This is a genomic window from Pelagibius sp. (assembly GCF_028289705.1).
Classification (GTDB): Bacteria; Pseudomonadota; Alphaproteobacteria; order Kiloniellales; family Kiloniellaceae; genus Pelagibius.
In genome coordinates, this window is record NZ_JANQOI010000184.1 from 26,405 (window position 1) to 52,442 (window position 26,038).

Genomic DNA, 26,038 nt, shown 5'->3' on the forward strand with positions numbered 1-26,038 from the left:
GTCAGCCTCCCTGCTTGTCGCCGCTGGTTTCGGGCGCGGACTCCGCGGACTCCTCCGAACCGGCCTCAGCTTCTGTTTCGGCCGCCGCGGGTTCCGCAGCCGCCGCTTCAGGCTCGGGCTCGGGCTCGGCCTTCGGGGCCAGGGCCGGATGGACGAGCTGGCCGTCGCGGATGATGCAGGTCTCGGCGACGATCTGGTCTTCCCAGTCGAGCGCCAGGGCCTTTGCCTCCTTGTCGACCAGAAGCTCGATGAAGTTGTAGATGTTACGGGCGTAAAGGGCGGAGGCGTCGGCGGCCAGACGGCCCGGCACGTTGAGATGGCCGACGATCTGCACATCGTTGTGCTCGACCACCTTGCCGGCCTCCGACAGCTCGCAGTTGCCGCCTGTCTCCACCGCAAGATCGACGATCACCGACCCGGGCTTCATGGACTCGACCATCTCGGCGGAGACCAGCTTCGGGGCCGGGCGCCCGGGAATCAGCGCGGTGGTGATCACCATGTCCATCTTCTTGATGGTCTCGGCGATCAGATCCGCCTGCTTCTTCTGGTATTCGGGGCTCATCTCCTTGGCGTAGCCGCCGGCGGTCTCGGCCTGCTTGAACTCCTCGTCCTCCACTGCAACGAAGGTCCCGCCCAGGCTCTCCACCTGTTCCTTGGCCGCCGGGCGCACGTCGGTGGCCGAGACCACGGCGCCGAGCCGCTTGGCGGTGGCAATGGCCTGCAGGCCGGCGACACCGGCGCCCATCACCAGGACCTTGGCCGGCGGCACCGTCCCCGCCGCCGTCATCATCATGGGAAAGGCCCGGCCGTAGACGGCGGCTCCGTCCAGAACCGCCTTGTAGCCGGCCAGGTTGGACTGGGAAGACAGAACGTCCATGGACTGGGCCCGGGTGATGCGCGGGATGAGATCCATGGCGAAGGCGGTGACGCCCGCCTCTTGCATGGGTTGCAGTTCGTCGCCGGCGCGGAAGGGATCGACGATGGCGACCAGCAGGGCGCCGGGCTTGATGCCCTTCAGCTCATCGGCCTGTGGCCGGCGGACCCGGGCGACCACATCGGCCTCGCCATAGGCGACCGTGGCGTCCGGGGCGATGGTGGCGCCGGCGGCGCTGTAGGCCTCATCGGTGATGGCCGCGCCCACGCCTGCCCCTGTTTCCACCGAAACCTCGAAGCCCAGGTTGATCAGCTTCTTCACGGTCTCCGGCGAGGCGGCAACCCGCGATTCGTCCGGGCGCTGCTCCCTGGGAATGGCGATCTTCATGCGTTGGATGCCCCCCTTCACTGCCCCATACGCGACGCACGGCATGGGCTTATGCACCGATCCTTAAGTGCCCCGATCGCCCGGCAGGCGCCGGAGACGCAAAACCCCCGAAAAGGCGAGCCCACTTCTTCGTTCGACCGGGAACCCTTGTGTTTTGAACGGCGCGAGCCGGGGATTCAACCGAAATCTGCGCCTCGGCGCTGCTTCGGGCCAATTGGGCAGCCCGGAGAAACCGTCACCCCGGCGGTGGCTAGTGCACGACCGCCACGAATTGACGGCCAGCCGGTGGACAAGCCCCCCGGCGGCCGATATGCAGGACGGGCCACACCACGCGGTCGACCGGGAGATTCGGCCAATGCAACTGATGACGGGCGCCGCAACCCTTCAGGCGCGCCTGGAAACCGTCGGCCTGTTCATCGTGACGGGGGTGACCAAGTCGGGTACCACCTGGCTGCAGCGGCTGCTGAACAGCCATCCGCAGATCGCCTGTGGCGGCGAGAGTAAGCTGAACGTGCTGCTGACACAGCTGGCGCCGGCGATCCGCGAATACAACGACGCCCTCACCAAGACCAACCGGAAGATCTACAAGGAGCAGGCGGTCTATCAGACCCTCGGCCAGCCGCAGCTCCTGGCGGCGATGCAGTACTTCTTCCTGGACCGTCTCGCGGCCGTCCAGCAGAGCGCGGAGGCGGCGGGCAAGGCCGCCGATCTGCGCTGGATCGGCGACAAGGACCCGGACTACAAACGCGACCTCACCGCCTGGCGCGCCATCCTGCCGGACGCCAGGATCATCTCGACGATCCGCGATGGGCGCGATTGCTACGTCTCGCTCTGGTTCCATCTCTACCCCGACCGCGAACCCCTGGCGGCGGCGAACCGGGCGGACTTTCTGGGGCGCATCGAAAACCATGCCGCGACATGGCGCAGCACGATCACGAAGCTTCGCAAGGACAAGACCGAAGACCCGGACCGGCATTTCTCCGTGCGCTACGAGGCCATGCTGGAGGACGCGGCGCGGGAGATGACGGCGCTCTTCGAGTGGCTGGGTTGCGATGCGAGGGCGGAGACGGTTTCGGGCCTGGTCGCCCACAACGCCTTTACCGCGCTTTCCGGCGGGCGCCAGCCGGGCGAGGCCGATGCCGGCAGCTTCCTGCGCAAAGGCATCGCCGGCGACTGGAAAAACCACTTCGACGAAGCCTGCAACGCGGCCTATTGCAGGGTGGCCGGCGACGCCCTGGCGGAAGCGGGCTACGAGGTGTGATGACACCAACCTACGTCGTCACCGATATCGAGGTGAACGGGCCGACACCCGGCGAACACTCCATGCTTGCCTTCGCCTCGGTCGCGCTGGATGCGGAAGGACAGGAGGTCGAGTCCTTCGAGGCCGTCCTGGAGACCCTGCCGGAAGCGGGCGAGGACCCCATCACCCGGCAGTGGTTTCGAAACTTTCCCGAGGCCTGGACTGCGGCCACCACCAACCCGCAGCCGCCCGAAGAGGTGATGCAGCGCTATGCCGCCTGGGTGCGCACCCTGCCCGGCCAGCCGGTCTTCGCCGCCCACCCCCTGGCGTTCGACGGGGCCTGGATCGACTACTACCTCAGGCGCTTCCTGGGCATTCGCATGCTGAAGGGTCCCTGGATCGGCGAGCGGCTGTTCTATACGCCCGGGCTGTGCATCCAGGCCTTCGCCGCCGGGCGGACCGGCCGGCGGTTCGAGAGCTGTACCTCAGAGGCCTTTCCGCCGGAATGGCTCGGCCATGTGCCGCACAGCCATATCTCGATCGAGGATGCCCGTGGCTCGGCGAACCTGCTGAGGACCCTGCTCAAGATGACGGCGCCGGGAGAGCCGCCGCCAGACCAACGCAGGCACCCTTAAAATCTTTCGCGTTTTGACGGCACCGGCCCGACGTAAGTCGGAAACGCTTTAATCCATCGCGTAGAAGATGAAGCCGCTGTCGCAGTCGTCGATCTCGTCGGCCAGCGGCCCGGCCTCCTCCACCGCCAGAGAGCCGACCTCGAAGAAGACGTCCTTCATTTTCGGAGAGGAGCGGATCTCGGCTTCCAAGTCGAAGAGAGCCAACTTCTCCGCTGTCGGCTGGTCCGCGGCGGTGGCCGTGCGCACGATGTAGAACCCCATCCAAGCTGGCGCCCCCCGCGCGTCGTTCATGAGGAAGTTCTCGCCCTTCAGGATCACGGCAAAGCGCTGCAATTCCGCTGGGCTGTGATGGTAGCGCTCGGCAATCATGGGCCTTCGGATCGAACAGCAGTCCAAGAGCTTGGCGAGGGGCTATTGGACCCTGCCGGGGTTAAGGCTTCGATAAGGGCAAAGGCGCAATAGCGGCCGCATTAAACAAACCGCAAATTGAAACCGAGAGCCGCCGTGAGGCGACAGGCGCGGGAGCTGGAGCCGCGGGATCGCCTGTTAAAGATTTAGGAAGAATTGAATGACGAAGGCGTTGGTGATGTCGACGAAAAAGGCGCCCACGAGCGGCAGGATGATAAAGGCCGTCGGTGCCGGGCCGTGCGACTTGGTGACCGCCGTCATATTGGCGATGGCCGTGGGCGTCGCACCCAGGCAGAAACCGGCAAAGCCGGCACTCAGCACGGTGGCCAGGTAGTCGCGGCCCATCAGCGGAAACAGCACGAAGAGAATGAAGACGACGGTGGCCACCGCCTGCAGGCCCAGCATCAGCAAAAGGGGCCCGGCAAGATCGGCAATCGACCAGAGCTGCATACCCATCAGCGACATGGCGATGAACAGCCCGAGGGAAAAGTCGGAAACCACGGCAAGCGCCCGGGTGCGTGCCGGCCAGTGCATCCGCGGCAGCAGGTAGGGCACGCTGTTGGACAGCAGGATCGCGACCAGCAGGCAGGAGACGAAGAGCGGCAGCTTCAGTCCCGCCTCCTCCAGCGATTGATTGATCACATAGCCGATGATGATGGCGATGTGCAGGACCAGCAGCACCGACATGATGCTGATGTGGTTGATCTGCTCCGTGTCCTCCTTCTCGTGGGAGATGCCGACCAGCAGGCCGTCGGCCTTGCTGTCGGCGATACCGTGACGCGCCATCAGATACTTCGCGACGGGGCCGCCGAGCAGGCTTGCGAGCACCAGGCCGAGGGTCGCCGCCGCGATGCCGATTTCCAGGGCATTTGGCACGCCGTGGTCCGCCGCGATCTCCGGCGCCCAGGCGATGGCCGTGCCGTGGCCGCCGATCAGGGAGGCCGAGCCGGCGAGCACCCCCACGGCCGCGGGCTGGCCGACCACCAGCGCCGCCGAAACCCCGATCACGTTCTGGAACACAATGTAGGCGAGGGTCAGCCCCAACAGGATGGCCAGCGGCCGCCCGCCGGCCAGGAGGTCGGAAACCCTGGCATTCAGCCCGATTGCCGTGAAGAAGTAGACCAGCAACTGGTCGCGGGTTTCCAACTCGTACTGGATCTCGGCCCCGGTGACCAGAAACACCGCCAGCCCCGCCAGGGCGGCGAGGATTCCACCGGTGACCGGCTCGGGAATGTTGTAAGCGCGCAGAACGGCAATCCGCTCGTTCAACTGCATGCCGATAAAAAAGACGACGATACCGATGGTGTAGGTGATGAAATCGACGATGGGTATGATGTTGTCTGTCATTGCGCCCCTGCAGCGAATCGTGGCCACCGCCCCGCAGCGTCAAGCCTTGCCACAACGGCAGGCGTTCGCCTAAACAATTCGTTCTAACAATTGCGCTGTCGACCCAAGGGGCGCATTGGCGCAGAATAAGCGGTTACAAAGGAACGCGGCGCGTGAGTCTCGGGCGCCGGATCTGCGCGGAATTGGGGAGCAATCGTGACACGCGACGTATTCAGCTTCGTCATGATCAAGCCGACCCACTATGACGACGAGGGCTATCCGATCCAGTGGATGACCTCGGCCATCCCCTCCAACACCCTGGCCGCCCTCAACGGTCTGGCCATCGACTGCAAGCAGCGCCGGGTTCTGGGCGAAGACGTTGAGCTGCGGCTCTCCACCTACGACGAAACCAACGCCCGGGTTCACCCGCCGAAGATCATCAAGGCCCTCAAGACCGTGCGGGGCAAGGCGCTGATCGCCCTGGTGGGGGTGCAATCCAACCAGTTTCCCCGCGCCATGGACATCGCCCGCCCGTTCCGCGAGGCGGGTTTCCAAGTGGCCATCGGCGGATTCCACGTCTCCGGCTGCATTTCCATGCTGAAGGACCTGCCGGCCGACATCCAGGAAGCCCGGGATCTCGGGATCACGATTTTCGCCGGCGAGGCCGAGGAGCGCCGCCTCGACGCGGTGCTGCGCGATGCCCAGGCCGGCACGCTGAAGCCGATCTACAACTGGATGGCGGCCCTGCCCAGCGTCGCCGGCGAACCGATCCCCATCCTGCCGGCCAAACATATCAAGCGCACCGCCGGCTCCCACTCCTCCTTCGACCTGGGCCGCGGATGCCCTTTCCAGTGCTCCTTCTGCACCATCATCAACGTCCAGGGCCGCAAGTCCCGCTTCCGCACGCCCGACGATCTGGAAGAGATCATCCGCGAGAACTACGCCCAGGGCATCAACCACTTTTTCATCACCGACGACAACTTCGCCCGCAACAAGGACTGGGAGAGCTTCGTCGACCGGCTGATCGAGCTGCGCCACGGCGAGGGGATGCGGATCAAGTTCGTGATCCAGGTGGACACCCTCTGCCACCGCATTCCCAACTTCATCGAGAAGTGCACCCGCGCCGGCATCAACCGCGTGTTCATCGGGCTGGAGAACATCAACCCCGAGAACCTGGCCGCCGCCAAGAAGACGCAGAACCGCATCGTCGAATACCGCGACATGATCCAGGCCTGGAAGCGCCACAAGGCCATCACCTATGCCGGCTACATCCTCGGGTTCCCGGGCGACAGCTACGAGTCGATCATGCGGGACATCGAGATCATCAAGAAGGAACTGCCCCTCGACCTGCTGGAGTTCTTCTTCCTGACGCCGCTGCCGGGCTCGGAGGATCACAAGCGGCTGCTGGAAAAAGGGGTCTGGATGGACCCCGACATGAACAAGTACGACCTGAACCACCGGGTCAGCCACCACCCGACCATGAGCGATGCGGACTGGGAGCGGGCCTATCGCGATGCCTGGGCTGCCTACTACAGCCCCGAACACATGCAGACCATCATGCGCCGTTTCGCCGCCAACGGGCGCTCGCCCATCAACATCCTCTGGCTGATGCTGTGGTTTGCCGGCTGCGTGCAGATCGAGGGGGTGCATCCCCTGGAAGGCGGATTCTTCCGGCGCAAGGCACGCCGTGACCGCCGCCCGGGCCTGCCCATCGAGCCGGCCTGGTCGTTCTACCCGAAATACATCTACGGCCTGCTGCGCGACCAGTGCCGCTGGCTGGCGCTGCTGGCCCGGGTCTGGCCCTATTACCTTAAGGTCAAGCGCGACCCCGACCGCCAGGCCTATCGCGATCTGGCGCTGACACCCTCCAGCGACGAAACGCTGGAGGAGTTGGAGATGATCACCGGCACCCGCGGCGGCGAAGAGGCCCTCGCCAAGTCCCGCCGCGACAAGCAGTTGCGCGAGAAAGTCCGCGAGAAGATGCGCGCCTAGCCCGCAACGCTCTGATCCGGACGTGACCCTCGGCCGGACTCTCGATCTGGCCGGCACCGCCTGACGAGCCAGGCAAACACCGCGCGGTGGCCCACGGCCCGGCAGGTTCTGCCAAGCGCCATGTAGTGCGTCGTGTCGATCGACCCATCCTTGCGGCGGCGGATTTCCTTGCTGCTGACCACGCCAATCCCCCTGCTCTCTGGCCCCCACATCCATGACGTGGGTACGCTAGCGCCCGCGGGTTCTTGACGCTTGGAGGGAACCTTCATTTACTCTGGAGAATCCCTGGATTTGTCGCCGCGCCGGTCAGGAACCACCTGTGATTTACCACTTTGCGGAGTTTTCGCTTCATCCCGAGCAGTGCGAACTGCGCCGCGGCGGCGCGCCGGTTCCGCTCGAACCCCAGGTCTTCAACCTCCTGGTCTATCTGGTCGAGAACCGCGGGCGGGTGGTGTCCAAGGACGACCTGATCGCGACCGTCTGGGGCGGCCGCATCGTCTCCGACGCGACGCTCAGCAGCCGCATCTCCGCGGCGCGCCACGCGCTGGACGATTCCGGCGAGGCGCAGCGGGTCATTCGCACCATGCCGCGGCTTGGCTTTCGCTTCGTCGCGGAGGTTGCCGTCGAAGACGACGGAGCGCCTGAACCCGCCGTCGAAGAGGCCGCCCCGGACCTGCCCGATCAGACGGTCCGTTTCTGCCGCGCCGCCGACGGCGTCAGCATCGCCTATGCCACCAGCGGCAAGGGCCCGCCCCTGGTAAAGGCCGCCAACTGGCTGAGCCACCTCGAGTTCGATTGGGAGAGCCCGGTCTGGCGCCCGCTGATGAGCGCCTTCACGCGGGATTTCTTCTTCGTCCGCTACGACGAACGGGGCAACGGGCTGTCCGACTGGGCGGTGGCAGACTTTTCGCTGGACGCCTTCGTCGCCGATTTGGAGGCGGTGGTGGAGGCCGCCGGCATCGACCGCTTCGCCCTCTATGGCGAATCCCATGGCTGCCCGGTGTCCATCGCCTATGCCGTGCGGCACCCGGAGCGCGTCTCCCGGCTGGTCCTATACGGCGGCTTCGCCCAAGGCGCCCGCAGCCGCGGCAGCCGGATCGACGTCGCGCGGGAAGAAGCCATCACCACGCTGGTGCGCGAAGGCTGGGGTCAGGACAACCCGGCCTTCCGCCAGATCTTCACCTCGCAGCTCATGCCCGACGCCACCGCCGAGCAGATGGGCTGGTTCAACGACCTGCAGCGGAAAACCACCTCGCCGGAGAACGCCGCGAGACTGCGCATTGCCATCGACGAGATCGACGTGACGGAACTGCTTTCCCAGGTGCGGGTGCCGACCCTGGTGCTGCACCGGCGCGGCGACTCGCGCCAGCCCTTCGAGGAAGGCCGGCGCCTGGGCGCCATGATCCCCGACGCCCAGTTCGTGGCCCTAGAGGGCCGCAACCACATCATCCTGGAACACGAACCGGAGTGGCCACGCTTCCTCTGCGAGGTACGCCAGTTCGTGCTGGACTGAAGGCGCTCAACCGGGCAAGGCGCCGGCGACACATCGGCTGAAGCGCATGATCAAGGGCGCGAACTCTTAGCCGTTGTCCTGCTCTCCGCCTTCTTCGCCTGCGATGTAGCTGTCGAGGTCCCGGCTGTCGTGTGGCAGACCTTCGATCTGGATGGTTTCCCCTATTTGAGTGTAGAGGATCTGATGCCGGCCGGATGCATACAATCTGAGCCCCGGCCGGAGACGATCTTGCGACCGGCCGAGTTCGGGAAATTGCCGCAGGAGTTTGAAGCTCTGTTCGAGTTGCTGATGGTAGAGATCAGCCTGTGCCAAGCCGAAGGTGTCAAGCGTGTAGAGGTAGATATCGCGGAGCTCGTTCCTGACCCTATGGGTTAAGATCAGCTTCTTCATGAGCCTCCGCGCGGATGGACCTAAAAAACGCTGTGATCTCTTCTTCCGACTCCAGGCTGATGGTCTGCCCGGATGCAATCTGGCTCGAGCCCTGCTCGAGGTAGGATTTCAGCCAGGCCCGCTTCTCGTCCAGTGACAGCCGGTCAAACTCCGCATCCGGGATGGCGGCACTCTTGAGCCTGGCTGTTGTCGTCTCCGTCATAAGCAGATCTCCTTCCAGTAAGCATAGCAAATCCAACCCCGTTTCAAACCCTCACTATCTCGCTGGGGAAACGGAAACCGCTCTAGCAAATGTCGGCAACGTCGGCGCGCCTCCGGCCTTATTCGCCGATCCGCGTCACTTCGACTTCGTGCAGGATCGTGGCGCCGTCCGGCAGGCGCTTCAGCCGCGCGGCGTTCTCCCGCAGGCTCGCCGCCGCGCCCGGATCGGCATGGACGACGCCGATGCGGTAGACGTAGCCGATGTCGGCCGGACCGGGACGCCCATAGCTGAGATCCTGAACGGACCAGGACCCCCGGGCGCCCTCCCCCAGTCTGATCGGCCGCAGGTGATACCACCGCGGCAGCGGGCTGAAACTGAACAGCCAAAGCTCCGACCCGGCCTCCAGGCCATCGTAGGAGCCATAGGCCGCGGAACCGCGCCTGACGTCGGCCCCGTGGTCGGGGTATTCGATCACGGCGCGGGCCGTGGCGCCGGGTCGGGCGGGAACGATGGCCGCGCCGCCGCTCGTCTTGTTGTCTTCCAGGGTCTTGTTCGCCGCTTCTCCGGCGCCTTCGTTGATGAAAGCCTCATAGCGGTAGGCGCCGGCCATGACCGGACCGGGGTCCCACTCGAAGAAGACCTGGGCGGCGTCCTGCGCCTCCAGGCGGCCCAGCGCGCAAGACGCCGTCTCGCCGACCACCACGCAAGGCACTCGGCGCAGGGGCTTCTCGCCGTCATCCAGGTTCGGAACGATGGCATAGGCGTCCTTCAGGTAGCGGACTCCCGTTTCCATGGCCTGTCGCGCGGTCACATCGAGGACGAGCTTCAGGCCCACGTTCTCCTGGGCGATGGTTCCGCCGTTCTCGACCCAGAGGTCGAAGGACTGCGGCGCACCTGCCTGCGCGTCGCGAACCGTTTGAGCGTTGAAGACGCGGAGGTCGGCGAGCGTCTTTCCGGTCGCCTTGATCGCCGCTCCGCCCTTTAGCAGATTGTCCTTGGTCAGGGCCGCGTCGCCCCGCTCACCCAGCCCCTCGCTGACGGCAGCGGTGTAAACGTAAGAGCCGGCGTTCACCGCGCCGGAGGTCCACTCGAAAAGGATCGAGGCCGGGTTCCGCGGCGCGAGGCGGCCGAGGTCGCAGGTCGCCTCGTTCGCCGTCACACGGCAGGGAACCTGGCGGATGTCCGCCGGATCGTCCGGATCGGAGAGCAGCGCGGCCGCCCGCAAGAGGTGAGCGCTGTCGCTGGACCGGCTGCCGCTCTCGTCGAAAACGTCGACGCGCAGGGACAGTGCCGCATCCTCCGCCGGCCAGGTTCCCTTGTTGCCGACTTCGATCTGCATCACTTCAGGAATGCCGGGTTCGGCTTCGTAGGCCGGGATGTACTCGGCGACGAAGAGGTCCGCGAGACGCGGCGCGACACGGTAGCGTTCGGAGCCGCGATCGTTCGCCGTCGAGGCATAGGGAAAGCTGTGGCCCGGTACTTCCAGTGTCCAGGCCAGCCCCAGCCTTGCGCCCACCGCCGCTTCGGGGACCGGGCTGAGGACGACCGCGACCGTCGCCGGCTCCGCCGAGGAGAAAGCGCCCAGCTCGCAGATCGTGAGGCCGGACTGGGCATTCACGGCCTTGCAGCCGTCGATCCGGTCGATGACAAAGCCCTCATGGCCCGCATTTAGGGCCTCGAGTTTGAGTGTGGCGCTGCCGATGCGGTCGCGCCCGCGATTCTTGACCTCGAAGCGGGCGGAAATCTCCTGGCCCGGGCCGACGGCGGCGGCCGGCGGCGGCGAGAAAGCCGCGGTGAGCACGGGATCGACGTCGACGCCGGTCTCATAGAAATGCTCCAGCTGCGATCCATCGTGACTTATGGAAGCCTCCGCCATGAAGCGGCGCCCGTATGTAAAGGTGGCGTCGACCTCGACGGTATCGCCGGGCCCCAGATCGCCAATCACACAGTCCGCCATCCGCCGGTCAGTCACCTTCGGCCGGCCACAGGGCACCGCTTCGCCCGAAGGCAAGGCGACCGAGGCCACTTCCCCCGTCCGCGTGAAGAACGAGAGCTCCAGGTCTTCGACGCTGCCGCCTTCGGCGCTGTTGCGGATCGCGTAGCGCAGGGTGATCTCGCCGCCTTCGTGGAGCGGCAGCCTGGGGTCGGTGCTGTAGCCGTAGGGCTCCGGCGTCGTGCTGACGAGTCTCAGGCCCAGGATGGGCCCGACGATCTCCGCCGTGCGGGCGTCCGTCGCCTCGATCTTGTCGCCCTCCCCCTGCGTGGCGGCCGCGAGGGCCGTCACCGTCACCGGGCCGGTCCTTTGCGGGGTAAACTCGAACACGATGGCGCGTTCCTCGCCCGGCTCCAGGTAGGTCCTGCCAGCCTCGCTGCGGTCGGCGTAGCCGAGCGGGCAGTGGGCGGAAACAGACCGCAGATCGCAGACGATGTCGAAGAAGGCGGCATCCTCGTCCTTGCGCGGGAAGGCGGGCTCGGCCTTGAGCGCATTTGCCTCCGCCACGGCCGCCCCGGAGAGTTCGATCTTGAGCCTGGGATTGAACAGCCGAGCCTCGGTCTCGTTCGTCACCGTCACCACGAGGTCCATCGGCTCCTTGGTGAAGCCCTGACCACTCCCAGCAATGTTCTCCAAGGGCGACATCTCGAGGCTGAGGACAACGCCGGGGTCGGTCTCCGCCACCTCCTGCGGTGCATCGCCTGCGCTGTTCAGCGCCTCCACCGCGTCGATATCGGCCCCCGGGCGCGCGCCTTCGCAGAAGCTCTTCGCGTCGGTGATGCGCACGAAGCGAAAGATCTCGTCTCCGGCGGCGATCGCCGACAGATCGAAGCTGCTGTTGCCGCCCTCCGCGCGCCCCAGCTTCTGCCACTCGGCGCCGTCGACCGAGACCTCGACGCTGTAGGCCTCCCTGTCTCCCGGCTCGAAGATCCGCAGATCGGCGCCCGGGCCGTCGACCAGATCGTTGTCGCTGAACATCACGGTGAGCTGCCCGCCGCAGCCCAGCGTCATGAGTCCGGGGTCCCTGTGGCTGCCGGTGTAGTCGGGCGCTCCCAGGGCGAAGCTTGGCCTGGAGGGGCCCTCGCTGGACCGCGGACTGCCGAAGGCCCAGCCGATGACCTCGTCGGCGTAGGGGTCGGGCCCCTCGGCATCGTCGCACTGCGCGGCCGACGCCGGCACCGCGTTGGCTTCTCCAATCCGCTGCCCGTCAACACGGCCCAGCGACAGCGGTTTGTTGTTCGGCTGACTGACCGTGCCGGTGTAGGCATCCTTGCGCTGCCGGACCATCGTCAGGTGCGTCTCAAAATCGTCGTGCAGGAGAAACTCGAGCTCGCTGGCATTGATGCGCAGAATCTCGGCATATTCGGGGCCGCGCCTGCCGAATCGGATGCCGTAGTCGTTGCAGGATCGAACGACCTCGAAGTACCACTCCCAAACGTCGGTGGTTTGGTTATAGCTCGACACACCGGACCACTTGCCGAGCCAACTGTCCGCCGGTTGGAAAGCAGCACGATCCGCAGGGACTCCTGCCGGGGTGGCATCCGTGCCACTGCCCAGCACCTCGACCGCGTCGATGTCGGCGCCGGCCCAGTCGCCGCTGCAGAGCTCGCCCAGATCGGTGATGCGCAGGTAGCGGTAGGCCCGGTCGCTCGGCGCACCTTCGGCGATGTCGAACTCCGCCGTCCCGCCTTGGGAGACGCCGACGGCATACCAGGTTTCCAGGTCGCTCGAGATCTCAATGCTGTGGTCCTCGAACGACCGAGCCGAGGTGGCGCCGATCTCGTAAGTCCGCAGATCGGGGCCCTCGCGGTCCACCACGCCGTCCCCGGCCAGGCGCAGGACAATACTGCCGCGGCAGCCCAGGGTGACGAAGGTGGGGACGCTGTCGTCGTCGACGTAGTCCGGCGGGCCCAGGGCGCTGGCGGGATCGAAGCCACCCTTTATGGGTCCGGGGGACCCCAGGGAAAACTCAACCACCTCTACCGCGAAGGTGCTTCCTGTTGGGCCCGATTGGTTGTGGTTGTCCGCCTCTGCGGCTGTCGCCGCCAGAATGAGAGCACTGGCCAGCACCGCTGGTGACCTGAACATTCGGCCTTCCCCCTTCCTGGCGAGGCCGGCGCGGCGTGACCGCCCCGCAGACCAGCCTCCTCCCTTTGCTGAGTCCAAATGAGGCTCTGGCGAGCCCAATTAGACGCGATCTCCGGGTTTTGGGCAAATCGGCCGCTGGGCCGTCAGTCCGGCAGTGGCAGGTCCAGGGACTGGAGGACGTCGGTCTGGCGCTGCTCCAGCGCGTCGACGTCGAAGCCGCTGATCAGGTCGTGGAACATCTGGTGCCAGTTGATCTCGGCGTCCAGGTGCATGAAGACCGAGCCAAGGCCGACGGCGGCGCGGTCCATCAGCACGAACTCCCGTGGCGGCCGGACGCCGCCGAGGCGGCGCAGTTCCTGGTGCACCTCGCCGGCCACCTTGGCGCCGTAGAGGCTTTCCTTGTCGCCCATGATCTTCTGCGGCTTGTCCTCCAGCAGCGGCGCGTAGAGGAAGGCCGCCCAGAGGTTCAGGGCCGCCAGCAGCTCCTTGCTGAGATCCTGGAAGCCCCAGGTGCGGTAGGCGTGTACTGCCAGGTCGGGGTCGTCCCGCTCCAGCGCAAAGTAGAGGTCGATCACGCCCTTGACGAACTTCGGCTGGAAGACGCGGATACAGCCGAAGTCCAGCAGGTTCACCGTGCCGTCCTCGCGGATGGTGTAGTTGCCCAGGTGCGGATCGCCGTGGATGATGCCGTAGTAGTAGAAGGGCACGTACCAGGCGCGGAACATGTTCATGGCCACCGCGTTGCGCTGCTCGACGTCGTCGCAGCCCTTGACGAAGTCCAGCAGCGGCTTGCCCTCCAGCCAGGTCATGGTGAGCAGGCGCTGGGTGGAGAGCTCCGGCAAGAGGTCGGCCACGTGCACGCCCTTCTCCGCCGCCAGCATGCGCTGGTAGAGCTCCATGTGGCGGCCTTCGCGGGCGTAGTCCAGTTCCTCGCGCAGCCGCTCCGAAAGCTCGTGGTAGATGTTCGAGGGGTCGATGGCGCGGTCGTAACGGCGGTAGATGCCGAAGAGGATCTTGAGCTGGCGCAGGTCGGCCTCCACCGCCGAAAGCATGTCCGGATATTGGAGCTTGCAGGCCAGCGCGCGCCCGTCGGGGGCCACCGCGCGGTGCACCTGGCCCAGAGAGGCGGCGGCCGCCGCCTCGTGCTCGAAGGACTTGAACTTCTTCTGCCAGGCTGCGCCCAGTTCGCTGCGCATGCGGCGCTTGACGAAGGGCCAGCCCATGGAGGGGGCGTTGGACTGGAGTTGGCGCAGCTCCTCGGCATACTCGCGCGGCAGGGCATCGGGGATGGTGGCGAGGATCTGCGCGGCCTTCATGAGCGGGCCCTTGAGCCCGCCCAGCGCCGCCTTCAGCTCCGCCGAATGGCGCCCCCGGTCGAGGTCGAGACCCAGGTAGCGCGCGCCCACCACCTGCGCCGCCAGCCCGCCCACGGAGGTGCCGACCCGCGCGTAGCGGCGCATCCGGCCGGAAAGGCGCGACGACTCAGATTCGTTAAGCTCTTGGTTTTCGCCGTCAATCTCCGACATGGGTAGAACTTGGGCCCGCGGGTGGCGGATGTCCAGTGATAGCCGTCCGACCAGCGCGATTCCAGGCCTCCGAAGAACGGCCCCGGACGCGCCGCCTCAGTCCATGGCTTCCAGTTCGTCGATGAAGCTCTCGATGAGCGACAGGCCCCGCGCCCAGAAGGCAGGGTCGGAGGCATCCAGCCCGAAGGGCGCCAGCAGCTCGCGGTGCCGCTTGCTGCCGCCGGCACCGAGCATCTCCAGGTACTTCTCGGCGAAGCCCGCCTCGGCCCCCTGATAGACCGCATAGAGAGAGTTCACCAGACAGTCCCCGAAGGCATAGGCATAGACATAGAAGGGGACATGGACGAAATGCGGGATGTAGGCCCAGAAGTGGCGGTAGTCCTCGTCGAAGGCGATCGCCGGGCCGAGGCTCGCCGACTGGGTTTCCAGCCAGATCTCGCCCAGGCGCTCCGGCAGCAGTTCGCCGCCGCGGCGTTCGTCATGGACCCGGGTCTCGAAGGCATGCATGGCGATCTGGCGGACCACCGTGTTGAGCATGTCCTCCACCTTGGAGGCCAGCATGATTTTGCGCCGCCGCGGATCGCTCTCCGCCTTCAGCATCGACTGAAAGGTCAGCATCTCGCCGAAGACCGAGGCGGTTTCCGCCAAGGTCAGCGGCGTCTCCGCCATCAGGTGGCCCTGCGGCCCAGCCAGGACCTGATGCACGCCGTGGCCCAGTTCGTGGGCCAAGGTCATGACGTCGCGGGTGCGCCCCTGATAGTTCAGCAGCAGATAGGGATGGGCGCTGGGCACCGTGGGATGGGCGAAAGCGCCCGGTGCCTTGCCGGGGCGCACCGGCGCGTCGATCCAGGACTGGTCGAAGAAGCGCTTGCCGATGGCCGCCAGCGCCGGCGAGAACTCGGCATAGGCGGAGAGCACGAGCTGGCGGGCGTCCTGCCAGGGAATCAGCCGGTCGTCGTCGTCGGGCAGCGGTGCGTTGCGGTCCCAATAGGGCAGGGTTTCGACGCCGAACCACTTGGCCTTCAGGGCATAGTAGCGGTGGGAGAGCTGGGGATAGGCATCCTGGACCGTGCCGACCAGCGCATCGACCACCTCGTCCTCGACGAAGTTGGCGAGGTTGCGCGAGGAAACCGGGCGGGGAAAGTCGCGCCAGCCGTCCTCGATTTCCTTGTCCTTGATCAGCGTGTTGGTGATCAGGGCGAAGATACGGATGTTGTCGCCCAACACGTGGCCCAGGGACTTGGCCGCCTCGCGCCGGGCCGCGGGGTCGCGGTCGGTCAGACGGTTGATCACCTCGGCGGAGGTCAGGGTCTCGCCGCGAAAGGGGAACCGCAGCGCCGCCATGGTTTCGTCGAACAGCCGTGTCCAGGCCGCCCGTCCCGCCACGTACTTCTCGTGCAGCAGGCGTTCGATCTCGTCGGAAAGCTGATGGGGCCGCATGGCGCGCAGGTCGCGCAGCCAGGGTTCATAGCGGGCAAGGGCCGGTGCCTTCAACTGTGCGTCCAAGGCCGCATCGTCGAGCCGGTTCAGCTCCAGGGTAAAGAACAGCAGGTTGCTGGAAATCGCCGTCGAGCGTTCCTGCATGCTCTGAAAGAAGCGCGCCACCTCCGGATCGCTCATGTCCCCGGAGTAGACGAGCTGCGCGTAACTCAGGATGCGGCCGAGGGACTCCTGGATCTCCTCGAAGCGCGCAATGGCCGCCCCCAGCTCTTCGCCGCTCAGCGCCGCCAGCTTGCCGGCATAGTCCTTGCGAAAGGCCGTGGCCCGTTCGTCGCTGCGCGCCAGATCCTGCTTCAGGCAGTCCGAGTCCTGGCCGGGATAGAGGTCGCTCAGGTCCCAGGCCGGAAGCTCGCCCAGGGCCTTGTCGACTACGGGTTTTGCGTCCAATTCGTCACCTCTTACAGCAACTTCGAATGAAAGGGTCACGACAACAGCTTGACCCTTTGCGATATAGTCCGCAAATACAGGGGAACCAAGCGTAAAGCCGCCGGGGCCCGGATGGAGCCACCCTCCACCCTAACGATAGCGGCGGGGGATTGGCAGGGGCAAGCGAACGTCCCCAAGGGAGGATGCATGGATTTCTCGGCCTGGCCGTCGCTCACGGCCGTGTTCTTCGAACAGGCCACGGCGCGCGCCGAGCAGAACTTTCTTTGGGACAAGCGCGACGGCACCTACCGTCCGCAGACCTGGGGCAGCATTGCCGCACAGGTGAAGGACCTGTCCCGCGGGATGCGCGACCTGGGCCTGCAGCCCGGGGACCGCGTCGTGCTGGTCGCGGAGAACCGTCCGGAATGGCTGGTGGCGGATCTGGCGATCATGGCCGCCGGCGGCATCACCGTGCCCGCCTACACCACCAATCTCCCCAGCGACCATCTGCACATCCTGACCAACAGCGGTGCCGCCGGGGCCATCGTCTCGACCCATGCCCTGGCACAGAAACTGATCCCCGCTGTGATGGACGCGCCGGACTGCAAGTGGGTGGTGGCGATGGAGGATCTGCAGCAGGGCCAGGCCGGCCCCAAGGCGGTCCACCAATGGCAGGCGGTGATGGAGCGCGGCCATGCCATGCCCGACGACGTGGAGAGCTTCGCCGCGCAGGCCAAGCGCAGCGACACCGCCTGCATCATCTACACCTCCGGCACCGGGGGCGTGCCGCGCGGGGTGATGCTCAGCCACGGCGCCATTCTCTGCAACTGCATGGGCGCCTTTCGCCTGCTGGAGCAGATCGGCCTGGGCCGGGAGATCTTCCTCTGCTTCCTGCCGCTGTCGCATGCTTACGAACACACCGCCGGCCAGTTCTTCCCGATCTCCATCGGCGCGGAGATCTACTACGCCGAGGGCGTCGATCAACTGCTGCGCAACCTGGGCGAGGCGCGGCCGACGATCCTGACCGCCGTGCCGCGGCTCTATGAGTCCATGCACCTGCGGATCCGCCGGGCCATCGAGAAGGAGGGCGGCTTCAAGGCGAAGCTCTTCGCCAAGGCGGAAGAGCTCGGGCGCAAACGCTACCTGGCGCCGGAGAAGCTCACCCTGCTGGACAAGCTGCAGGACCTCTTCCTGGACGTCCTGGTGCGCAACAAGATCCGCAAGCGCTTCGGCGGCCGGATCAAGGCCATCGTCTCCGGCGGCGCGGCTCTCAACTTCGACATCGGCCTGTTCTTCACCGCCCTCGGCCTGCCGCTCCTGCAGGGCTACGGGCAGACGGAATCGGCACCGATCGTCTCGGCCAACCCGCCCTGGAAGGTGAAGCTCCACACCGTCGGCCCGCCCTTCGAGGGGGTCGAGGTGAAAATCGCCGAGGACGGCGAGATCCTGCTGCGCGGCGAACTGGTGATGAACGGCTATTGGCGCGACGAGGCGGCGACGGCCCAGGTGCTCAAGGACGGCTGGCTGCACACCGGCGACGTCGGCAAGCTGGACGAGGACGGCTACCTCATCATCACCGACCGCAAGAAGGACATCATTGTGCTTTCCGGCGGCGACAACGTCTCCCCGGCACGGGTCGAGGGAATCCTGACCCTGCAGACGGAGATCGTTCAGGCCATGGTGTCCGGCGACAAGCGGCCCCATCTCGTGGCCCTGCTGGTGCCCGACGAGGACTTCGTCGCCGATTGGGCCCACCGCCACGGCAAGCCCGCCAATCTGGCCGCCCTGTCGGAGGACCCGGACTTCCGGGCCGCACTCTCCGCCGTTCTCGACCGGGTGAACGGCGAGCTCTCGCCGATCGAGAAGATCCGCCGCTTTGCGGTTCTGCCGGAAGCTTTTTCAGTGGCCAACGGCATGATGACACCGACCCTCAAGATCCGCCGCTACAAGATCCGCGAAACCTACGGCGGACTGCTGGAGAGCCTTTACGACAAGCGGTGAGTCCGCCCAATGCGGTGCGCAGACGACCGTATAGTCACCCTTTGTTCCCTCTGATTGTTTCCTCCGGGCGGCGCGAAAAGGCCCTCGGCGCTGGATCGGCGCGGCGAGCTGTGACATAAGGGAAGCAAGGTTCTTGCCCTGCATGCCAAAGTAGGGAAGATTCGGAGACTTCGTTCGGGGCCGTTCTGAATTGGGGGATTCCTGCGGTGACTAGACGCTTGGCGCTCTTGGCAGCCTTGTTCTGCCTTGCTTTCTCGAGCTTCGGCGAGCGCGCTGCCGCGCAGGTCGCCCTCAACGAAACCCCTGCGGTGATCAGCGGCGGCGTCGGCTGGTTCGACCTGGTCGACAGCGAAGACGAAGCGGTTGATTTCCGCCTGGAGTACCGCCACGGCGACGATTTCCTCTGGCTGAAGCCCTGGGCCGGGATCGAGGCCACCACCGACGGCTCCGTCTGGGGCGGCATCGGCGTCCTGATGGATATCGTTTTCTTCGAGCGGCTGGTCCTGACCGGCAGCTTCGCGCCGGGCCTCTACGAAGACGGCGACGGCAAGGACCTGGGCCACACGGTGGAGTTCCGCAGCCAAGTCGAGCTGGGCTTCCAGTTCGAGAACCAGTCCCGGGTCTCGGTCGCCTTCAGCCACCTCTCCAATGCCGGGCTCGACGACGAAAACCCCGGCGTCGAGGTGCTCAACCTCTACTACCACCTGCCGCTGGACGTGTTGTTCTAGACAGCAGCCGGCCAGAGCGCACCAGGGCTGCCGTCGCGACAAAAGACCGGTCCCGATCTGGGGCCTGTTTACATTCATTTCGCCGTCGTGGCGGCTTCGGAAAACCTCTTTGGGAACCATAGGGAACACCCTATAGTCCCGACCGCGTGTTCTGCCGGTCCCGGTGGATGCAGCGTTTGCAAGGCGCCCTGAGAGCGCCGGCTCAAAACTAGGAGGAGGAAAATGATGCGAAGAATCCCCACTGCGCTCATCGTTGCCGCCCTGGCCCTCGGCGCCAGCAATCAAGCCATCGCCGACACGTCTGGCAAGCGTATCGCACTATCGAACAACTACGCCGGAAACTCGTGGCGCCAGGCAATGCTGCGCAGTTGGGACAAGGTGACAAGCCAGGCCGTGGAAAAGGGTGTCGTGTCCGCCGCTGATGCCTTCACGACGGCAGAAAACCAGGTGACCGAGCAGGCCGCCCAGATTCAGAATCTGATCCTCCAAGGCTATGACGCTATCGTCATCAACGCCGCTTCGCCCGAAGGTTTGAACGGCGCCGTGAAGGAAGCCTGCGATGCCGGCGTGACCGTCGTCTCCTTCGACGGGGTGGTGACGGAGCCCTGTGCCTGGCGCATTGCCGTGGACTTCAAGCAAATGGGCAAGGACGAAGTGCTCTATCTTGCAGACCGGCTTCCTGACGGCGGCAATCTGCTGGAAATCCGCGGTCTTGCCGGGGTCTTCGTCGACGACGAGATCTCGGCCGGCATCCATGATGGCGTCGCGGAGACCGGCAAGTTCAAGATCGTCGGGTCGGTTCACGGCAATTGGGCCCAGGACGTGGCGCAGAAAGCAGTCGCCGGCATCCTGCCGAGCCTGCCGGAGATCGCGGCGGTGGTAACCCAGGGCGGCGATGGTTACGGTGCAGCGCAGGCCTTCAAGGCCGCGGGGCGGCCAACGCCGGTGATCGTGATGGGCAATCGTCACGACGAACTCACCTGGTGGAAAGAGCAGAAGGACGCCAACAACTACGAGACCATGTCCGTCTCGATCGCGCCCGGCGTTTCGACCCTCGCCTTCTGGGTCGCCCAGCAGGTTCTGGACGGTCAGAGCGTGCCCAAGGATCTCGTGGTGCCCTTCTTGCGCATCGATCAGGACAATCTCGAAGAAAATCTCGCCACTACGGAGGCGGGCGGCGTGGCCAATGTCGAGTACTCGCTCGAAGACGCCAAGGCGGTGATCTCGGCGGCGGGAGGCTGAGGACGCCAAACGCGCCACGCGCGATCGAAATGGCTGTTCCCTCCGGTTCAGCCGCGGAGTTGGACGGCGTCGACAAGAGCTTCGGCGCTGTCCGGGCGCTTGCCGGCGTCAGTCTGGCTCTGCACAACGGCGAGTGTCTGGGGCTTGTCGGGCACAACGGCGCCGGAAAATCCACGCTGATGAATGTCCTGGCGGGGGTCCTGGTCCCGGACGCCGGGCGCATCGCGGTCGGCGGAACCGACTTGACCGGGCGCTTCGACGCCGCGGCGGCGCATCAGGCGGGCGTACGCTGTGTGTTTCAGGAGCTGTCGCTTTGTCCCAATCTGACGGTGGCGGAGAACGCCCGGATCATCCATCCGGCGATCCGCGGCATCGGCTGGCGGCGACAAGCCCGCGACCTGATCGAGGGTCAACTCGACAAGGTCTTTCCCGGTCACGGTATCGATCCCGATACACTGGTCGGTGATCTTTCAATTGCGCGGCGGCAGATGGTGGAGATCGCACGCGCCTTCTCCGTGACGGAATCGCCGGCAAGGGTGGTGATTCTGGACGAGCCGACCTCCTCCCTCGACACGGTGGTCGCCGGGCAGCTTCTCGACTTCGTGCGGCGCTATGTTTCCGACGGCGGCGCCTGCGTCCTGATCTCCCATCTTCTGGGAGAGGTTCTTTCCGCCGCCGACAGGATCGCGGTGATGCGTGACGGCGGCGTGGTGGCGCTGGACCGTGCCAGCGCCTTCGACCGCGGGTCACTCGTAGCCGCGATGGGCAGCGTCGCGGAGGAACGCGGAATCGAAGCCGCCGCCTCGAAACGCGCCAGTGGTGCGCCGGTCGTTCGGGCAAAGCCAAAGGCCCAATCGGACGCGGTCGAACTGATTGCCCATCGCGGCGAAGTGGTCGGGCTGGCAGGGCTGAGCGGGCACGGCCAGACCGATTTGATCGTGCAGGTGTTCGAAGGATCGGGCGGCGCCGAGGTGTCTGGGGCCGTTGCGCTGGTGGCCGGCGACCGGCAGAGCGACGGTGTCTTTCCGCTTTGGTCGATTGCCGAGAACATCTCGATCGGCTCGCTGCGGCGATTCCTGTCCGGTCTCCTTCTCGACCGGGGGGGAGAACGGACCTTCGCGGAGGACTGGCGCCAGAAGATCGGCATTCGCACCCCCGATGTCAGCGCGCCGATCCTGTCGCTTTCCGGCGGCAACCAGCAGAAAGCGCTTTTCGCCAGGGCACTCGGCTCCGCCGCGGAGATCGTGGTGATGGACGATCCCATGCGCGGCGTCGACATCGGCACCAAGCAGGAGGTCTACGCGATGATCCGGGACGAAGCCGCCAAGGGCCGCACCTTCCTTTGGTACACCACCGAAATGGATGAGCTGCGGAATTGCGATCACGTCTATGTCTTCCGCGACGGAGTCATCGCTGCCGACCTCGCCCGCGGCGAAATGACCGAGGAAAAGGTCCTCCACTCCTCTTTCCGGGCAGACGCATGATCGCACGGGTTCTGACGCCCCGGGCCATCAGGAGCGCGCTGCCCGTCATTGCGCTGGCCGTGATCCTGGTGGCGATCTTTTGGCTGCAACCGCGCACCATGAGCTATTTCGGGCTCAACCTGCTTCTCAACCTGGCAATCCCGATTGCGCTGGCGACGATCGCGCAGATGTTCATTCTCTGCGTCAACGATCTCGACCTGTCGATCGGCGCTTTCGTCAGCCTCGTCGCCTGCATCACGGCCACCTGGCTGCACGACTCGCCGCTATTGGGCACCTTGGCGCTTGCCGGACTGGTTCTGGTCTATGCCGGCGTCGGCGCCCTGATCCATCTCCGCAACCTGCCTTCCATCGTGGTCACGCTTGGCATGTCGTTCGTCTGGCTGGGCCTCGCGGTTCTGGTCCTGCCCACGCCGGGCGGCAAGGCGCCGGAGTGGATCCGCGCGCTGATGACCCTGAAGCCCGCTTACGTGCCGTTTCCGATCATCGCCTCCGTGCTGATCGCCGGCGTCGTGCACTTCGCGCTCATGCGCTCGGCCTACGGGACGGTGCTGCGCGGGGCGGGCGGCAATCCGAAGTCCCTGGAGCGGGCCGGCTGGTCGATGCTGAAGATCAAAATGACCATGTTCGCGCTGGCCGGCTTCTTCGGCGTTCTCTCCGGCATGGCCCTGGTGGGATTGACCACTTCGGCGGATGCCAACATCGCCCTGCGCTACACGCTCCTCTCCATCGCCGGGGTCATCCTCGGCGGGGGCGAGTTCGTCGGCGGCCGGATATCGCCGGTCGGCGCCGTCGTCGGCGCCATCGTCCTGACCCTGGCGGGCTCTTTCCTCTCCTTTCTGCGTCTCAATCCGGATTGGCAGATCGGCGCCCAGGGGGCAATTCTCATCATCGTGCTGGCGCTGCGTGTCCTGATCTCTCGGGCGGAGGCGCGGCCATGACCTACCTCGCCCGAATCGGCCGGCAGCCCTGGCTTTGGGCCTGGATCGCGGCGCTCACCGTTTGGCTGGCCACAGCGCTCTTCACCGGCGGCCAGGGGGCGGCCGAGGTGATGAGCGCGGCCACGACCTTCGGTGCCTTCTTCGTCATCGTGGCCCTCGGCCAGATGTTCGTCATCACCCTGGGCCCCGGCAACGTCGATCTCTCCATCCCGGCAACGATGACCCTGGCCGGCACGGTGGCGATGAAGGTGATGGACGGCGCGAACGCCATGATACCTGTCGGCTTCCTGCTGGCCGTCGCCGTCGGGCTCGGCGTCGGCGCGATCAACTACGGCCTCATCCGCTTTTTGAGGATTCCGCCGATCATCGCGACGCTGTCATCGAGCTTTATCTTTCAGTCCGCCGCGATCTGGTACAATCGGGGCCTGCGCATCAAACCGCCCGAGGCCCTTGCCGATTTTGCGACGGCGAAGATCCTGGGGGTGCCGGTCCTGGCGGTCGTTGTCGTGCTGCTGGCCGTGGTGATGCACTTCGTCCTCGTCCGCACGGTCTACGGCCGCGGCGTCATCGCCATCGGGCAGAACCAGCGCGCGGCCCATCTGGCCGGGGTGCCCGTCGAACGGACGCGTGCGACCACCTACGTGATGTGCGCTGTCTTCGCGTCCTGCTGCGGTTACGTTCTCGGCGCCTTTTCCGGCGGGGCCGCCCTCAATATGGGCGAGGAGTACCTGCTCTCCTCCATCGCGGTCGTGGTGATCGGCGGCACCTCGGTCGCCGGCGGCTATGCCAACGTGCCTGGGCTCTGGGGCGCGGCGCTGTTCCTCTTCCTCCTGGTGACGATGCTGAACACCTTCGGCGCCGGGGCGGGCGTGCGTCTGGTGCTGACCGGCCTCATCATCATCGCCGTGATCGTGGCGGCAAGCGGCGGGCGCAAGAGGGATGGCTAGAGCGTTTCCGACTCACGTCGAAGCGGTTCCAGCCCGCTCCCCCTAGGCTGAGCTCCCACCCAAGAACTTCACCCGGAACTCCTCGTTGTAGTAACGCTCGCCGATTTTCAGCGCGCGAAGTTCCATGCCGTAAGGTTCAAAGCCCATCTTGCCGTAGAACTGCCGGGCGCGCTCGTTGTCCTCGATGACCGAGAGCAGGATCTGCTCGACCTTGTCCTTGGCATGGTCGACGACGGCCTCCACCATGGCGGCGGCAAGGCCGGTGCCCCGGGCGGCCTCCGTGACGTACATCCCCCACATCAGGCCCTTGTGGCTGATCTTCGGGTTTCGCAGCGGATAGAAGCCGACGAAGCCGCAGAGCGCGCCATCGACGAAGCCGCCGAAGAGCGCGTATTGGCGCAGGCGCTGGCGAAAGGCATCCAGAGGCAGCTCCGCCGCGCTTTCATAGGTCGCCTGAAAGGTCTCGGGATGACGCTCCAGCGCCTCCAAGCGGATTTCGCGGAATATCTCGGCGTCGTCCTGCGTCAAGCGCCGCACGTCCATGGCCATGGCTTGCCTCCCAATCCTTGAGGGCGCGCGGCACCCGCGGCCCGCCCCCCTTGACCTGACCTGTTCGGCAAAACCCTAGCACAGGCAGAGTTGCCGATATATCTCACGCTGCAGGCGAGAGCGTCGATGCGGCGAGTGTCGATACGGGGCCGGGGATAAAGCGCACGTCAGTTCCTGGCCTTCAGCGCGTCCAGGTAGGCGTCCAGACTGCCGTAGTAAGCGATCAGCGCAGACTCCACGTTCTGGCAGGTCCGGCTGTAGTCCGTCTCCAGCGGGATGATGCCGTTGAGACAGTCCCTCAGAACCGCGTGCATCTCGTCGAGTTCTTCGGGGGTCGGGTTCTCTGGAAAGGTCTGCGCACAGCCGGCGATCAGGCAGATCGGCGCGGCCACCAACAGGTGTTTCATCCTCATGCGATTGCCCCTTTCTCACATCAGGGCATCAGCCAGGCAAGACGACGGAGAGTCTATGGCCTGAATCGAGGATCGGGCAAATACGGAGTCACGCCGATTTGCGTTCTCTAAGCCGCGCCGGCTTCTTCCTTGGGCGGAAAGGTCGGCGGCAGGGAGCCGAGGCGCTTGGCCTCGTCCATGATGGGCACCAGGTCGCTGGTCACCAGATCGTAGAGCTGCTGCGCCGACTCGATGACGTAGTAGACGCTCTGGAAGATGTCGATGCGGTAGGGTGTGCGGAATACGGTCAGGGCATCGAAGGGGCGGCGCTCCGGTTCCGCGCTTTCCACCGCATAGGGCGTCTCCCCGGCAGAGGAGGCGATCCCGGCGCCGTAGATGCGGATACCCTCCTCGGTGCGGATCAGCCCGAACTCCACGGTGAACCAGAACAGCCGCTGCATCATCCAGATGTAGGACTTGTCGAGCTGCAGCGCCTTCTCGCCGTACTTCTGCAGGAAGTCGGCATAGGTCGGCAGGGTCAGCATGGGGCAGTGGCCGAAGATCTCGTGGAAGACGTCCGGCTCCTGCAGGTAGTCGAATTCCTTGCGGCGGCGGATGAAGGTGGCGGCGGGGAACTTGCGTTCGGCCAGGAGGGTGAAGAAGCGCTTGGGGGAGATCAGCGCCGGCACCGGCTCCACGCCGAAGCCGCTGATCTCATTGAGGCGCGCGTTCACGTCCTTGAGTTGGGGCACGCGGTCCGCCGGCAGGTCCAGCATCTCCAGGCCGTTCAGGAAAGCGCCGCAGACGCGGCCCGGCAGCAGCTTGCTCTGGCGGAGACGCAGGTCGCGCCAGACCGCGTTTTCCGCATCGCTGTAGGCGATGATCCCGCGGCTATCGGGGATCTTGGATTCGTAGCTGGTCGACTTTGCCATGATGTCTTCTCCTTCCCCCTTCTTCAGGGGAAGCGGTGATCAACGTAGGGGCACCGACCTGGACCCAGCTTGACAGCCAGGCCCTTACCCAATGCTTAACCGCCAACTTTGGCTCGAATGCCGGACATAGGCCCCGATGCACGGCCCTCAGAGCCTGATCCGAAACGATGCCTTGTCCGTCGAAGGGTTGTCGCCCTCCGCCCACCCAAAATCGTCATTGCCGGACTTGTTCCGGCAATCCATCGAGGTTCGAGACTCGGTCTTTCCATGGACCCTCGGGACAAGCCCACTGCTGTCCGGTTTAGGCATAAGCGAGTTCCAGGGGCAATTGGGGATCGCTTGGAGGATGGTGGTTTTGGGGTTTGAGCAGTCGGTCGATGCGTTT

22 protein-coding genes are annotated in these 26,038 nt (G+C 65.6%); 11 read left to right on the top strand and 11 right to left on the bottom strand.

Translation table 11 applies throughout. The features are described from left to right. Position 1: 1 nt before the first annotated feature. Entirely contained in the window at positions 2-1,261 is a 1,260-nt protein-coding gene (locus Q0996_RS23675; protein ID WP_299626028.1) for a Re/Si-specific NAD(P)(+) transhydrogenase subunit alpha, read from the bottom strand. 355 nt (positions 1,262-1,616) lie between these two features. On the opposite strand from Q0996_RS23675, the gene Q0996_RS23680 reads away from it, so the two are divergent. Next, complete coding sequence (locus Q0996_RS23680) at positions 1,617-2,522, top strand: sulfotransferase (RefSeq protein WP_299626030.1); 906 nt, start codon at positions 1,617-1,619, stop codon at positions 2,520-2,522. Continuing rightward, a complete protein-coding gene (locus tag Q0996_RS23685) occupies positions 2,522-3,136 on the top strand; it encodes a DNA polymerase III subunit epsilon (RefSeq protein WP_299626032.1) in 615 nt (204 codons plus the stop codon). The genes Q0996_RS23680 and Q0996_RS23685 overlap by 1 nt, the downstream gene beginning before the upstream one ends. A gap of 48 nt (positions 3,137-3,184) precedes the next feature. Here the strand turns inward: Q0996_RS23685 and Q0996_RS23690 are convergent, their stop codons facing one another. Then, positions 3,185-3,505: a hypothetical protein gene (locus Q0996_RS23690; protein ID WP_299626034.1), complete on the bottom strand. Its 321-nt coding sequence runs from the start codon at positions 3,503-3,505 to the stop codon at positions 3,185-3,187. Positions 3,506-3,682: 177 nt separating this feature from the next. Further along, positions 3,683-4,891 (bottom strand): sodium/glutamate symporter, encoded by a 1,209-nt coding sequence (gene gltS / locus Q0996_RS23695; protein WP_299626036.1) that lies wholly within the window; start codon positions 4,889-4,891, stop codon positions 3,683-3,685. A gap of 195 nt (positions 4,892-5,086) precedes the next feature. Between gltS and Q0996_RS23700 the strand changes: the two genes are divergently transcribed. Beyond that, on the top strand, positions 5,087-6,862 hold the full coding sequence (locus Q0996_RS23700; RefSeq protein WP_322096795.1) for a radical SAM protein: 1,776 nt from the start codon (positions 5,087-5,089) through the stop codon (positions 6,860-6,862). A 319-nt stretch (positions 6,863-7,181) separates the two neighbouring features. Next, positions 7,182-8,375, top strand: a complete 1,194-nt coding sequence (locus Q0996_RS23705) for an alpha/beta fold hydrolase (protein WP_299626038.1) — start codon at positions 7,182-7,184, stop codon at positions 8,373-8,375. Positions 8,376-8,441: 66 nt separating this feature from the next. On the opposite strand, the gene Q0996_RS23710 is transcribed toward Q0996_RS23705, so the two are convergent. The 5 genes from Q0996_RS23710 to Q0996_RS23730 all read right to left on the bottom strand — a co-directional run bounded on the left by Q0996_RS23710 (position 8,442) and on the right by Q0996_RS23730 (position 16,461). Next, positions 8,442-8,765, bottom strand: a complete 324-nt coding sequence (locus Q0996_RS23710; protein WP_299626040.1) for a type II toxin-antitoxin system RelE/ParE family toxin — start codon at positions 8,763-8,765, stop codon at positions 8,442-8,444. Then, positions 8,740-8,967 (bottom strand): hypothetical protein, encoded by a 228-nt coding sequence (locus Q0996_RS23715; RefSeq protein ID WP_299626043.1) that lies wholly within the window; start codon positions 8,965-8,967, stop codon positions 8,740-8,742. The genes Q0996_RS23710 and Q0996_RS23715 overlap by 26 nt, the downstream gene beginning before the upstream one ends. A gap of 118 nt (positions 8,968-9,085) precedes the next feature. After that, positions 9,086-13,048 (bottom strand): hypothetical protein, encoded by a 3,963-nt coding sequence (locus tag Q0996_RS23720; protein ID WP_299626046.1) that lies wholly within the window; start codon positions 13,046-13,048, stop codon positions 9,086-9,088. Between the two features lie 143 nt (positions 13,049-13,191). Continuing rightward, positions 13,192-14,574 carry an AarF/ABC1/UbiB kinase family protein gene (locus Q0996_RS23725; RefSeq protein WP_299626049.1) on the bottom strand — a complete coding sequence of 461 codons (1,383 nt, stop codon included), beginning with the start codon at positions 14,572-14,574 and terminating at the stop codon, positions 13,192-13,194. Between the two features lie 96 nt (positions 14,575-14,670). After that, positions 14,671-16,461, bottom strand: a complete 1,791-nt coding sequence (locus Q0996_RS23730; protein ID WP_299626052.1) for a M3 family oligoendopeptidase — start codon at positions 16,459-16,461, stop codon at positions 14,671-14,673. A 186-nt stretch (positions 16,462-16,647) separates the two neighbouring features. On the opposite strand from Q0996_RS23730, the gene Q0996_RS23735 reads away from it, so the two are divergent. The 6 genes from Q0996_RS23735 (at position 16,648) to Q0996_RS23760 (ending at position 23,780) form a co-directional block, all read left to right on the top strand. Further along, positions 16,648-18,441: a long-chain fatty acid--CoA ligase gene (locus Q0996_RS23735; RefSeq protein ID WP_299626055.1), complete on the top strand. Its 1,794-nt coding sequence runs from the start codon at positions 16,648-16,650 to the stop codon at positions 18,439-18,441. A 206-nt stretch (positions 18,442-18,647) separates the two neighbouring features. Continuing rightward, positions 18,648-19,169: an acyloxyacyl hydrolase gene (locus tag Q0996_RS23740; RefSeq protein ID WP_299626058.1), complete on the top strand. Its 522-nt coding sequence runs from the start codon at positions 18,648-18,650 to the stop codon at positions 19,167-19,169. A 222-nt stretch (positions 19,170-19,391) separates the two neighbouring features. Beyond that, entirely contained in the window at positions 19,392-20,411 is a 1,020-nt protein-coding gene (locus Q0996_RS23745) for an ABC transporter substrate-binding protein (protein WP_322096796.1), read from the top strand. A 29-nt stretch (positions 20,412-20,440) separates the two neighbouring features. Next, positions 20,441-21,895, top strand: coding sequence for a sugar ABC transporter ATP-binding protein (locus Q0996_RS23750; protein WP_299626061.1), 1,455 nt, complete (start codon positions 20,441-20,443; stop codon positions 21,893-21,895). Beyond that, positions 21,892-22,833: an ABC transporter permease gene (locus tag Q0996_RS23755; protein ID WP_299626064.1), complete on the top strand. Its 942-nt coding sequence runs from the start codon at positions 21,892-21,894 to the stop codon at positions 22,831-22,833. Before Q0996_RS23750 ends, Q0996_RS23755 begins: the two co-directional genes overlap by 4 nt. Further along, complete coding sequence (locus tag Q0996_RS23760; RefSeq protein WP_299626067.1) at positions 22,830-23,780, top strand: ABC transporter permease; 951 nt, start codon at positions 22,830-22,832, stop codon at positions 23,778-23,780. Before Q0996_RS23755 ends, Q0996_RS23760 begins: the two co-directional genes overlap by 4 nt. Positions 23,781-23,822: 42 nt before the next feature. Here the strand turns inward: Q0996_RS23760 and Q0996_RS23765 are convergent, their stop codons facing one another. From Q0996_RS23765 to phhA, 3 genes are all read right to left on the bottom strand, one after another. After that, positions 23,823-24,329, bottom strand: a complete 507-nt coding sequence (locus Q0996_RS23765; protein ID WP_299626070.1) for a GNAT family N-acetyltransferase — start codon at positions 24,327-24,329, stop codon at positions 23,823-23,825. A 167-nt stretch (positions 24,330-24,496) separates the two neighbouring features. After that, positions 24,497-24,742 (bottom strand): hypothetical protein, encoded by a 246-nt coding sequence (locus Q0996_RS23770; protein WP_299626073.1) that lies wholly within the window; start codon positions 24,740-24,742, stop codon positions 24,497-24,499. A gap of 107 nt (positions 24,743-24,849) precedes the next feature. Next, the gene (phhA, locus tag Q0996_RS23775) at positions 24,850-25,653 is read right to left on the bottom strand and encodes a phenylalanine 4-monooxygenase (RefSeq protein WP_299626076.1); all 804 of its coding nucleotides are present in this window, start codon (positions 25,651-25,653) and stop codon (positions 24,850-24,852) included. Between the two features lie 136 nt (positions 25,654-25,789). Between phhA and Q0996_RS23780 the strand changes: the two genes are divergently transcribed. After that, on the top strand, positions 25,790-26,038 hold a 249-nt coding region (locus Q0996_RS23780), incomplete at its 3' end, for a hypothetical protein (protein ID WP_299626079.1).